General features: G+C 58.3%; 7 protein-coding genes and 1 pseudogene. 5 read left to right on the top strand and 3 right to left on the bottom strand.

Annotated elements, in window-relative coordinates:
- Positions 1–1275 precede the first annotated feature (1275 nt).
- Complete coding sequence (locus tag ACVWVY_RS32650) at positions 1276–1539, top strand: hypothetical protein (protein WP_456630236.1); 264 nt, start codon at positions 1276–1278, stop codon at positions 1537–1539.
- 573 nt (positions 1540–2112) lie between these two features.
- On the opposite strand, the gene ACVWVY_RS32645 is transcribed toward ACVWVY_RS32650, so the two are convergent.
- Positions 2113–2373 carry a hypothetical protein gene (locus ACVWVY_RS32645; RefSeq protein WP_456630235.1) on the bottom strand — a complete coding sequence of 87 codons (261 nt, stop codon included), beginning with the start codon at positions 2371–2373 and terminating at the stop codon, positions 2113–2115.
- Positions 2374–2747: 374 nt separating this feature from the next.
- Between ACVWVY_RS32645 and ACVWVY_RS32640 the strand changes: the two are divergent.
- Positions 2748–3606 (top strand): annotated as a pseudogene (locus ACVWVY_RS32640) (SIR2 family NAD-dependent protein deacylase).
- Positions 3607–3720: 114 nt separating this feature from the next.
- Here the strand turns inward: ACVWVY_RS32640 and ACVWVY_RS32635 are convergent.
- On the bottom strand, positions 3721–3933 hold the full coding sequence (locus tag ACVWVY_RS32635; RefSeq protein ID WP_456630234.1) for a hypothetical protein: 213 nt from the start codon (positions 3931–3933) through the stop codon (positions 3721–3723).
- An 819-nt stretch (positions 3934–4752) separates the two neighbouring features.
- Here ACVWVY_RS32635 and ACVWVY_RS32630 point away from each other — a divergent pair.
- The 3 genes from ACVWVY_RS32630 to ACVWVY_RS32620 all read left to right on the top strand — a co-directional run bounded on the left by ACVWVY_RS32630 (position 4753) and on the right by ACVWVY_RS32620 (position 11032).
- The gene (locus ACVWVY_RS32630; RefSeq protein ID WP_456630233.1) at positions 4753–5991 is read left to right on the top strand and encodes an Nramp family divalent metal transporter; all 1239 of its coding nucleotides are present in this window, start codon (positions 4753–4755) and stop codon (positions 5989–5991) included.
- Between the two features lie 306 nt (positions 5992–6297).
- Positions 6298–9594 carry an alpha-amylase family glycosyl hydrolase gene (locus ACVWVY_RS32625; RefSeq protein ID WP_456630232.1) on the top strand — a complete coding sequence of 1099 codons (3297 nt, stop codon included), beginning with the start codon at positions 6298–6300 and terminating at the stop codon, positions 9592–9594.
- Between the two features lie 526 nt (positions 9595–10120).
- Entirely contained in the window at positions 10121–11032 is a 912-nt protein-coding gene (locus tag ACVWVY_RS32620) for an NAD(P)/FAD-dependent oxidoreductase (RefSeq protein WP_456630231.1), read from the top strand.
- Positions 11033–11097: 65 nt separating this feature from the next.
- Here ACVWVY_RS32620 and ACVWVY_RS32615 read toward each other — a convergent pair whose 3' ends face one another.
- On the bottom strand, positions 11098–12525 hold the full coding sequence (locus tag ACVWVY_RS32615; protein WP_456630230.1) for a UDP-glucose dehydrogenase family protein: 1428 nt from the start codon (positions 12523–12525) through the stop codon (positions 11098–11100).
- Between the last annotated feature and the right edge of the window lie 2 nt (positions 12526–12527).

Below are 12527 nucleotides of genomic sequence, written 5' to 3'. Positions count from 1 at the left end.
TCAACATCTACTGCTCAGTTGCTGGGCACGGAATCGACATTGCCGCTCGCCGGGACCTCGCCAGACACATCAAGAGACTGGCAGATCAAGGCGTGGCCGATCCGAGCCGCCTGACCGTTCACGGTCTTAGCTATCTGCAAAATCGGTCCCACGATGCCAAGCCGAACGCAACAAATACGCCTCGGCGGAAAGTGTCCCGGGGCCGGCGCCAAATTTAAAGCCGGATGTATAAGGACGCACCCTTGGCGTGGTTAGCTTGCTATTGAGTTGACGCGCAGGAATGGGTGTCTCTCCAGAAGGATTTGCGCACCTGCCGCTGGTCTACCTCCGAAGGCCATTTAGCTGTTTCGACAACGGGATGAATCGGGCTAGGACGGGAGCGCACCGCCCGCGCGGAAAGATCTTTAACATCGGCGCGCTTTGGTAGTTCATGGTGAGCTGGCGGCCATTTGGTTAGGAACGATAGTTCTCCCACGCGGTTCGGTCAGCGTGCCGAGACCCGGCACTATCCTCCCCCCTCGACGGCCTCAGTTCACCCCAGCTGAGGCCGCCTTTTTGGCGCGGCAGAACGCAAGGAAGGCCGTCAAGCAGGTTGTCGGGTACGTGACAGACGAAGCCCACCTGTGATGTCCGCCCATCATTTGTGGACTTCGGCGGAGGCTTGGTGCCAATCCTGAGGCTCAGGGCAACGTGGGGGGCCCGTTGCCGTCGAAGCGGAGTACCGCGACACGTGCTCTGAAATCTAGCTGAGGCAAGCGCATCGAGAGCCAGATTAGGAACTAACCGAATTTGGAAAGCATTGCACGGTCAGGCCATGTACATCTCCTGTTGGGTGGCCTGCGCACGGTCCCGCCCCATGCCCCAGACCCCAGAGACGGGGCCGTGCGCTTCAGGGTTGCGGCGACGTTGAGGGTCGGTCATCGGCTGTTGATGTCGCTGGCGCTTATATGCGGAGCGAAGGGTAGGAGAGAGACGTGAAGTGGGACTTTCGGGGATTGCTCATTCTAACGTTTTGGCTTGTTCTTCTCGCCTCAGGCTTGTGGGCCAGTGCAACCGACCAGGGCGCGACACCTATGCGCGGCGCGTGGGTAGCTCAGTCCATGAGGGCCATGGTTTACTGAATGGCGAGACCGGCCGAGACGTAGCGCGTGCGCAAGTAGAGCGCGAGTGCCACGCCGCACCAGCCATCGGAGTGATGTCTTGGACCGCTCTCACTTTCGGAACGATTGCCACCGTTCGCCGTTCCTATGCCGCAAAAGACCGGTGGAAGATGCAATGTACGGTATCGACTGGCCGATGAGCTGCGAAGATCCTCTTTTCCAGGAAGCAATGGACATAGCGATGACTTACCTGGAGCAGGTCGGCATCTTGAGACTTTTTGTTGATGCGGAAGAACTTGTTACAGGAGAGATTCTTGATGCGTGGTGCCGGGGGGTGCGGCACAAGATCGCGCTGGCAAACGCAGCAATTGTAGCAGTCGAAAAACAAGCTGGGACGTTGCCCTCGGTCTTCCCTGACGTTCGGCTGGTCCGCCCGTGAACTCGGTGCCATGCCGGCAAACGAGGCCGCAACGGTACCGGTCTGATGACCCCGCATTCAATCGCATGTCGATCTGCTGTGCCTACGCAGCGGTGATCGATCTGAAATGAGACGACAGATGAGGGATGTCCGTAACGTCGACGAACTCCGGTCCGGGATCGACTCCTGGGCAGACAGGCGACAAAATGCCTTGGCCGGACCCTGCAGCCGCGCCACTAGGAACCGATGATGAAGCGGGAGGTGCACCCCCCATGCGCGCTCAGGTCGCCATGGCGTACCGTCAGGAAGCGGGCAGGCCAGTGGCTTCGCGGTCGCCGATCGGACGCGGCTTGGGCGTAGCCTGGTGGATGGTCGGTATAACCATTGTGATTGCCCTCTCGATAATTTCCGTTCCTTTCTTCTTGCCTTAGGTCGTGTGGCACTCATCGCGTCAAGACGATGGCAGCGAGAACTGCGTTGCGCATCCTGACTACGCCGTCGCCTGTGGCCGAATTTTGGTAGCTCGGCTGCAATTTTGCGCGCATCGCTAACGGATCCGGGGCAACTTGCAAAGAGTCGAACGTTCAATGAAGGTCAGCGATGCCCACGGTCTTGATGGCTTCCGCCCATGATCGCAAAGTGAATCCCGGTAAGGGCCGCGCCAAAGGCAAAATACGTCGAAGCGCCAGCGATCAGAATGATAGTGACCGTGGCGGGGGATGTGCTGTGCCGCAGCATGTGGGAGATATCATGGACGTTCAGAACAAGAAGCGACGCCATGAACAGAGCGCCCAAGGCGGCGCCCATCCCGACGTTAAGCACTGCGTTCTTAAGTAACTCCCGATCAGCCGACATGAGCGCCTTCAGATTGAGGTACCGGAGGCAAACGCAGCGAATAAGCCGGAGTTCCGAAGTTGCTAAAGGTCTTTCTCCAATTCCGCCGGGGGAGGCAGCGAGACCGGACATCGGTGGCACATGGCTCAAAAGCAATCTCGCTCGTTCGCAGGCATCAAGCTGCGCATCACGTCAGAAGTCATCACACGGGGCCCGCCGCGTTCGTGCTCGACGAGCTGGAACAGGCACTGCAGCTTCGGCAGCGGTGCCAGGAACCAACAACACCGATCCGTGTTTGTTGGTTCACCATCGGATGGCGGAACATGGCGGATGGGGTCCCGCGCGAAGCTCATTGCAGATCGAGAACGGAGTAACTCTGGCGCTGTTGAAAACAGATGAGTTCTTCACAAGCAAGTTTAGAGAAGCGGAAAATATCCTCCAGGGATGTGTTGGCCGACGCCATCAAGCGGCGTCACGCGATCCTGTTCGTTGGCGCAGGTGTCTCGATGGCGGTAGGGCTGCCGTCCTGGCAAACTCTCGTTGATCACCTGCTGAAGGAGCTCGACCTCAATTCCGATGTAATCGACGGAATGAACGATGGTTACCAAATGCTGGCCGAGTTCTACCGCCTGAAGCAGGGTGGAATGGGTCCCTTGCGAAGCTGGCTGGATCGAAATTGGAAAGTTGCTTCGGATCGCGTGTCAGAGTCGCAGCTTCATAAGCTCATTGTGGAGCTGGACTTCCCGGCCATCTACACGACCAATTATGACCGTAACCTCGAAACGGCGTTCGAAGTCCACAAGAAGGCTTACGCCAAGATTGCGAATGCCAAGCAGATCGCGGATGCTGCGGAATGGCGTAACAAAAATCGTAAAGTACCATGGCGATTTCGATGATGATGCGTCACTGGTTCTGACCGAGACCGATTTTCTCAATCGCTTATCCTTTGACTCTCCCCTCGATATCAAGTTTCGCGCCGACGCATTGGGTCGAACCATCCTGTTCATCGGGTACAGCATGTCTGACCCCAATATCCGCCTGCTGCTGCACAACATTTGGCAGACCTGGGAAAAATCTGGTCATAAGGATCATCGCCCACGATCGTTCGTGTTCATGCCCTCGTCGAACCCCGTGCAAGAGGCGATACTGGCGCACTGGGGAATTACGCTTTTGACACCTGACAGCGGAGCAGGCGTAGATGACGCGCTAGTGCAATTTCTTGCAAACATCCAGGCAAGAATTCGCACTTCGTGAGGGCGGAAGCGCCATTCGGCCGCGTATCCCGATAGGGCGCTGTCTCAGCGGAGGGTTAGCTACGCCCCCCGGGGTTCGTCGGCTTGAAAGCTCGGACGTCCAGGCTCAACTTTCCTAGGTGCACGACTTGCGGTCGACCATCATGATGTGCCAGGCCGCCTGCTTGAGTTCATCGAGCCTGTAATCGTCGCCGGTATCGAGTTTGAGGCGGCCTCGCTCGCAAGCGACGACATCCTTATCGCCGAGCCAAAACGTGGCGCCGGTCGGCGTATGGGTGAGCTTGTCACCGTCAAGCACGAACTGCTCCGTCATCACTTTCATATGCATATTGGCGCCACCTTGGTTCGAGCATCCAGCCGCTTAACGCTGGAGACAGAATGTCGTTTCAAGATCGCGGAACGTAGCCCTGGCGCGGTCATCGATCAGATGCCAAGGCAGAGAACGCAAATGGCCAGCAGTGATGACAGAAAAGCCGAATACTCAGTTTGCGGAACGACCGTTGATCCGAGATAAGATGAAACAAACGGGTGCTTGCCGCATTGGGGCACCAAAGGAGGAAACCCATGGAGAGAAATCTTTGGGTGCTCTCGGCGGCCTTCGTCTTCCTTGGCCTAGTAGTCTGGGTATTGTCCGCCAATCCACAAAAGAGTTCATGGCGGACGGAGGCTCAATCGCTCAGTGCGGGTCCGGAACTCCGGCTGATTTCTGAACGTAGTTCCTACATGCGGACCGAGCAATGAGAAGCCGCCACTACACTATAGCTTTGCTGGCGTTTGCTTGCCTGATTGCATTGATGGTGTGGATGCTGGCTCCCCGCGTCGAGGAAGCTGGAAGAACTCCGGTGACCATTGGCAGTTCCGCTGCAACTGACCGCTGAGCCATCCGAAAAGTGTTGTCCTTTCGCAGGATGGCCGCGTTGCGAAGGTGAACTGTCCTGCCTGATTAAAGCCAAGACAAGCGACAGGCGCGCATCGGCGAGCGGCCTTGATCGGATAGACCTGTCAGTAGAGTTACCTGGGAACGATCAAACCTGATTTGCATTGGAGCGTTGAGTCCACGGTCCATATCGGCAAAATGTTGAAGAAGACGCACGATAAGCCTGGAAGGGGCAGTGACCCCTCTCCAAACAACCGTGGGCAGCGTGGATTGATCCGCTCCGTCGGTCTTGGAGCGGTGACAGGTGCAGCCGACGACGATTGCTCAGCCATTGGGACCTATGCGAGCGCGGGTGCACAATTTGGCACCTCCCTCTTGTGGACCGCTCCCATAACGTTTCCCATGATGTGCGCCGTGGTTTATCTGTCCTCCAAGCTGGGACAGGTCACCGGAAGGGGCTTGTTTCACGTCGTCAAGGACCATTACCCGCGATGGATATTGTGGCCCGCTTTGATAGGGGTCCTGATCGGGAATACGATTGAAGCTGCTGCTGATCTCGGAGGTATGGCCGCTGCGCTGGGCTTGTTCATCCCGCTGCCGATTCCACTGATCGTGGTAGCCGTGGCGGCCGGTATACTCGCGCTTCAGATCTGGGGCTCATATGAGCTGATACGCAACGTATTCCGATGGCTGGCGCTCGTTCTGTTGGCCTATATCGGCTCGGCGGTTCTGGCCAAGCCCGACATGTGGGAAGTGGTTCGAGGCTCGTTGGTGCCGACCATCCAGTTCTCCCGCGAATTTCTATCGATCCTTGTCGCCATCATAGGGACCACGCTGTCAGCATATCTGTACACTTGGCAGTCCAACGTTGAGGTGGAAGAAGAGATTGCGCAAGGACGAACAAAGCTCTCGCAGAGACAAGATGCTTCCGAAGACGAGTTACGTTCGTCGCGCATCGACATTGTCATTGGAATGGTTTTTTCCAATGTCGTCATGTACTTTATCATTCTCTCCACAGGTGCCACGCTGCACAAGGCAGGCCAAACAAACATTGAGACGGCCGCCCAGGCTGCCGAAGCGTTGCGGCCCATTTCGGGAGAGGCAGCCGGCATTCTGTTTGCGGTAGGCATTGTTGCAGTTGGTTTTCTGGCCGTACCGATCATGACCACGGGCGCGGCTTACGATCTGTGCCAGGTCATGGGCTGGAGAAGCAGCCTGCACGCCAGACCAAAAGAGGCGACGAAGTTCTATGGACTGGTTGGCGCCTTTACGGTCATTGCCGTTGCCATGAACTTTCTCGGCTTTAATCCCATGAACGCGCTGGTCTACTCGGGCATCGTGCAGGGATTTTCCACTCCGCCGCTCATGCTGCTCATTCTGCTAATGACCAGCAATAAGAAAATCATGGGTGACAAGGTCAACAGCACATCATTGAACATGCTGGGATGGGTAACCGTGATAGCGATCTTCAGCGCCAGCGCCGGGCTGGTGGCAACGTGGTTCTTGTGATGGGCATGAGGCCGGCATCCATTCGCGAGCGGCCGGAGCCCAGCCGCGGCGGCTCACTAGGTTTCGCCGAACAGACCGTTAAAGACCTGATGTGTTCTTTTCGTCATGTGATTTCCCGCTGGAATGTACGTGTGAGCGATGGGAAGGTTCCCTAGGCGTCTTGTCGGAACCGGAGCTTTCGTGAGGGGTTGGTGAACGCTTGACGCTCCGGCGGACCGTCGCGAGAGCTACGCCCCGCCTTGCGCCGGATCACCGCCCCGCGCACCGTTGGCCCGTGCAATCGAGAACAATCGCAGTGAGGCAGTCATGCCGTGGTGGGAATCCGCCGTCATTTATCAGGTTTACCCGAGGTCCTTTCAGGATACGGACGACAATGGAGTCGGAGATCTGAACGGAATCACCGGCAGGTTGTCCTATCTGGTCACTCTCGGCGTCGATGCAGTTTGGATTTCACCCATCTTCCGATCGCCAATGGCCGATTTTGGTTACGACATCTCCGATTACGTCGATATCGATCCGGTGTTCGGCAATATGAGGGACTTTGACCGGCTGATAGCTGAAGCGCACGAGCGCAGGATCAGGGTGGTCCTGGATTTTGTCCCGAACCATTCTTCTGACCAGCATCCCTGGTTCGTCGAAAGCCGCGGGTCGCGGAGCAGTCCGAAACGCGATTGGTACATCTGGCGCGACCCGGCCCCTGGGGGCGGCCCTCCCAACAACTGGCTCTCCGAGTTCGGCGGCAGCGCCTGGGAGTTCGACGAGGCTTCGGGCCAGTATTACTACCACGCGTTTCTGAGATCGCAGCCCGACCTGAACTGGCGAAATCCTGAAGTCGCCGAAGCAATGTGCGAGGTCCTTCGCTTTTGGATGCGAAAAGGGATCGATGGCTTTCGTGTCGACGTGATCTGGCATCTGATCAAGGACGCAGGGTTTCGCGACAATCCCCCGAACCCGAGCTACCGTGAGGGCAGGGCGCCGCATGAAGCGCTGGTCCCACTCAATACGACGGACCTGCCGGAGGTCCACGACATCATCGCAATGCTGCGTCGTACCATCGAGGAATTTCCGGACCGACTGCTGATCGGGGAGATCTATCTGCCCGTCGAACGTCTGGTCGCCTACTACGGACGCGATCTCGGTGGCGTCCATCTACCGTTCAATTTCGCGCTGCTCAATATTCGCTGGGAAGCGAAGTGCATCCAATCCCTGGTCGACGAGTATGAAGGCGCGTTGCCGAAGGGCGGCTGGCCGAACTGGGTGCTCGGTAATCACGATCGGCCCCGCATCGCGAGCAGGGTGGGGAAGCGGCAGGCAGGGGTGGCAGCCATGCTGCTGCTGACCTTGAGGGGAACGCCGACGATCTATTACGGCGACGAGTTGGCGATGCCTCAGGTCGAGATCCCCCGGGACCGCGTTTGCGATCCATTCGAGCGCAACGTTCCCGGAATCGGTGTCGGCCGGGATGGCTGCAGAACTCCGATGCAATGGGATGCAGGCGAGAACTCGGGCTTCAGCAACGTCGAGCCCTGGCTTCCGCTGGCAGACGGCTGGCAAACTAACAACGTCGCGTGTCTGCGGAACGAGCCTCTCTCGATCTGGAATCTCTATCGCCGTTTGCTGCAGGTTCGCAGGAAAACGCCCGCGCTTTCGGTTGGCTCCTATCGGTCCGTTCGTGTCGATAAGGATCTGCTGGTTTACTTTCGGGAGCACGAGGATGTCAGGCTGCTCATTGCGTTGAACCCGACGGACATCCCGCAGGTGCTCACCTTCGACCAGGGTGCCAGTGGGAAAATTCTGGTTTCGACCGGTGGAGACCGGGACGGCGAAACAGTGGTGGACAGCATAGCTTGGCGACGACGAGGGGCTCATCATCGAACTCCGCTGATTTGGTACTTGTCAGGGACTAGGAACAACCCGGTAAATCCCGCGTTTGACAGGTCGGGTGAGAGGAACCGAGCTGTCACGAGGAGCTTTGCGGCGCAAGTGAGTGCGAGCCAAACGTTAGTCAAACCTGCGACCCGTCCCCAGGATGCGTGGTGGCGCAACGCCGTCATCTACGAAATTGCAGTCATCTCGTTTCAGGACAGCAATGGGGACGGCCGAGGGGACCTTCCCGGACTCCTGCAACGGATCGAATATATCAAATGGCTCGGCGTAGGCGCCGTTTGGCTCACGCCTATCTACAAGACGCCAAATCAGGACTTCGGTTACGACATCGCCGACTTCTGCGCCATCGATCCCCGCTACGGCACGATGGAGGACTTCGAGCGCGTCAGGGATGCTTTGCACGAGGCCGGCATCAAGCTTATTCTGGATTTCGTTCCCAACCACACTTCCGACCAGCATGCCTGGTTCGCGGAAAGTCGCGCCTCCCGCAATAATGAGAAGGCCGATTGGTATATTTGGGAGGAGGCTGGCCCGAATGGCGGGCCACCCAACAACTGGCTCAGCCGGTTTGGCGGCAGCGGATGGGAATGGTGCGAGACGCGCAGACAATTCTACTACCATTCGTTTCTGGAAACCCAGCCCGACCTGAACTGGCGAAACGAGCAAGTCCGGGACGCCATGGCCGATACCATGCGCTTCTGGCTCGATCGCGGTGTCGATGGTTTTCGGGTCGACGCCAGCGCTGTTCTCATCAAGGACGATCTTCTGCGCGATAACCCGCCGAATCTCAAAGCCGACGCGAATACGCCGCCGCCGCAGGTCAACGTTCCCGTATTCACGGACGACAGGCCGGAGGCCATGCACTGCATAGAATTCATCCGGCAGGTTCTCGACGGGTATGATGACAGGCTGCTCTGCGGCGAAGTCCAGGGCAAGACCGACCGCATCGGTCATTTCTACGGCAATGACAAGCCGCGCCTGCACCTCCCGCTGAATTTCGCCCTGCTGGACACGGAATGGAGCGCGGTCTCGCTGCAGGCGACGATCGACGCCTACTTCAACGCGATTCCGCAAGGCGCATGGCCGGATTTTGTGATCGGCGGCCATGACAAGCACCGGGTGGCGAGCAAGATCGGCCAGGCTCAGACGCGCATCCTCGCGATGCTCCTGATGACGATCAGGGGAACGCCATTTCTGTTTGCCGGAGATGAAATCGGCATGGAGCAGGTGCCCATTCCATCAGAACGTATCCAGGACCCCTTCGAAAAACTCGTGAAGGGTTTTGATCTCGGCCGGGACCCCGAGCGCGCGCCATTGCGCTGGAACGACACCGAAGCCGGCGGATTCACCACCGGCGAACCCTGGCTGCCTCTCAGCGTAGAGCGGTCGCGCAACATCGAGGCGCAACGACGTGACGCCCACTCGCTGTTACATCTTTACCGTGAACTCATCGACTTGCGGCGCAAGGAGCCCTGCCTGCGGTACGGCGAGTATCGGCCAAGGCGTGCCCAGAACGACATCTTCTCGTTTGGGCGAATCTTGGGGGAAACCGAAATCCTGGTGGGGCTAAACCTTTGCAACGAACCGCGGCTCTGGAACTGGCAGGGCAGCGGTGTCAAGTTGATTTCCAGCCTGTTTGATCGCGGGACAGCGAAAGTCGAGGGGCCGACCCACCTGAAACCGAACGAAGGTTTGCTTCTTAAATTGAATCGGTGAGGCTGCGTTCGGGCGAATAGCTCAGTCAGGATCCATTCCTTGCACGCTGACTCGCCGGTCTTGATAGACTGAGGAACAACAATCGACAGCGAGGCTTGATCTCTGGCAAACGGCGAGAGGGAAAGACCATGAAACGTTTCACAGTGATCCTTTGCGCTACTCTCGGCTCATCCTGCTTCGCACTGGCGCAAGATGGGGCGCCAAGTGGCCGGGGCTCAACAACGGGGGATCCCGCCGCAAGTTCGGCCAACCCGAGGGCTGGCACGACGGGCTCGAACCCCAGCGGCAGCGGAACGTCGACCTCGGGAGGAAAGGACGACAATCGAGATCAGGGCCGGGACAAGATGCCCGAGAGTAATATGACGGTAAGGCCGGCCCCGGGAAAACCGGACATACCAAGTCCTGTCGGAAGGTAAGAGATCGGCCGTGCTCTTGCTCTTGTCACCTTCCAGACTTTTTCACCCGGACGTGACAGTTTGAAGCGGGCGGTGAGTCTCTATGGTCTGGTTTGAGGAGACGAAGCCGCATGCCCGGTTTTGAAATGGAAGACGTCGATGCCCTGATTATAGGCGGAGGGCCGGCCGGGTTGACCTGCGCAATCTATCTTGCGCGCTACCGCCGCAAAGTTGTCGTGGTCGACAGCAGGAACAGCCGGGCGGCGCTGATTCCCGAGACGCATAACTATCCAGGCTTTGCGGACGGGATTGCCGGTCCTCAGCTGCTCGATGCGCTTACAGCGCAGGCGAAACTCTATGGCGTTTTGATCATTCACGACCGGATCGCCGCGTTACAAGCCGTCGAGGCCGGTTTCGTGGCAACCTGCTCGCAAGGCGAAGTAAAGGCAAAGCGAGCTGTGCTGGCGACCGGGTTGATCGATCGAAATGTCTCCATGCCCGATCTGGAGGAGGCTCTCGACCACGGATTGATACGATACTGCCCGATTTGCGACGGGTTCGAAGCCTCCGATCTGCGCATCGGCGTTTTGGGCAGCGTTGACGAGGCCGCGGCGAAAGCGCTGTTTCTGCGTACCTATTCAAGACGCGTGACATTGCTCCAACTGGACGGCTCGGCGTGTAGCGAACAGTATTCCTGCGAATTGTCGGAGGCGGGCGTCCGCCTTCCGAAAGCACCCGTGCTCAAGTTTCGCCGGCAAGGAAAACAGATGATTGCATCTATGAGCGACGGAACACAGGAGATCTTTGACGTGACTTATCCGGTTCTGGGCTGTGACGTCCGCTCGGAATTGGGTAAGGACCTTGGCGCCCGCCATAACGGTACCGGGTGCCTGGAGGTCGATGCGCATCAACAGACCAGCGTGGCTGGATTATACGCCATCGGAGATGTCGTATCGGACCTGCATCAGATTGCGGTGGCCACTGGACATGCCGCGATAGCGGCCACACACGTTCACAATAATCTGCCACGTAACTTCCGCTGAGTTGACCACTTCGCCACGGTCCGAAGTCTGCCAACGTCCTGGTTCACCCGAGTGGCTCAACTAAACTACTCAGCAGCCGCGATTCCCTGCATCAGCAAATCGTCGCCAGCAGTCATGTTGCTAGTGTCCGCCCAAAATCGCCGCGTTGGACTCAATCGCCGCGCCGCCTTTTCGAATGCCTGCCGCGGCGGTCCCCCAATGCCGAAATAGCTGAAGCCGCTCCGTCGAACCTGTTCCTCATTCAGGAAATTGCGCAGGTCAATAATAATGGGACTCCGCATTGCGACTTTCAATTTGGAAAAGTCGATTTCGGCGAACTCTTGCCATTCCGTTATAATCACCACTGCGTCGGCTCCTTTCACCGCTTCAGTAGCCGAACTGCAATACTGAACCTCGGGCGGTAGCAGGGTTCGCGCACGTCCATTGGCGACGGGATCATAGGCCTTCAAAATGCTGCCCGCATCGGTCAATGCCTGCGCGAGCGGAATGGAAGCGGCGTCGCGCATGTCGTCGGTGTCGGCCTTGAAGGTAAGACCCAGTAGCGCAATGGTCTTGCCGCGCAACGGCCCATTGCAAACGGCAGCCACCTTGCGAGCCATGGAGCGTTTGCGGGCCTCGTTGGACGCCAGGACTGTCTCTATGATCCGCATCGGCGCCTCATGGTCCTCCCCCATCTTGGCGAGTGCGCGGGCATCCTTTGGGAAGCAGGATCCGCCAAAACCCGGACCTGGCTGCAGGTAACGCGAGCCGATGCGCGCATCGAGGCCGATTCCTCTGACAACGTCACCGATCCGGGCATCGACCTTCTCGCAGAGCTCAGCCACTTCGTTGATGTAGGCGATCTTGGTCGCCAGAAACCCGTTTGCGGCATATTTGATGAGTTCGGAAGACCGTCGGTCGGTCAGCAGAATGCGTTCATGCCCGATGCCGACGCTGCGATAGAGCTTCGTCAAGCAAGTGGCTGCGAGATCGCTCTGCGCGCCGATCACGACGCGGTCGGGCCGCAGGAAATCCTGCACCGCTCGGCCGGCCCGCAGGAATTCGGGGTTTGAGGCGACTTCGAATTCCAGTTCGGGACGGGAGTTGCGGATCAGGTATTCGATCGTATCGCCGGTGCCGACCGGAACGGTCGATTTCGTCACGACGATAGTGCCGGACTGCAAAAACGGAGAGAGACTTTCAACAGCCGTGTAGACCTGCGACAGATCGGCATGGCCGTCGCTCGCGCGCGCGGGGGTCCCGACGGCTATGAAGACAATGTCCGCGTTGGTCGCTGCTGCGGCCGGGTCGGATGTGAAATACAATCGCTTACGGCGGCGGCCGTCCGTAACCAGCTTCTCGAGTTCTGGCTCGTAGATCGGCATCTCACCGCGGCAGAGCGTGGCTATCTTGGCGTCATCGATATCGACGCAGGTGACGCGATGCCCACCTTGAGCGAAGCACGCTGCCGAAACCAGTCCCACGTAGCCCGTACCGAGTACCACAATTCGCATTT

Source organism: Bradyrhizobium sp. URHC0002 (assembly GCF_054059515.1).
This window is presented reverse-complemented; position numbering and strand designations above follow the sequence as displayed.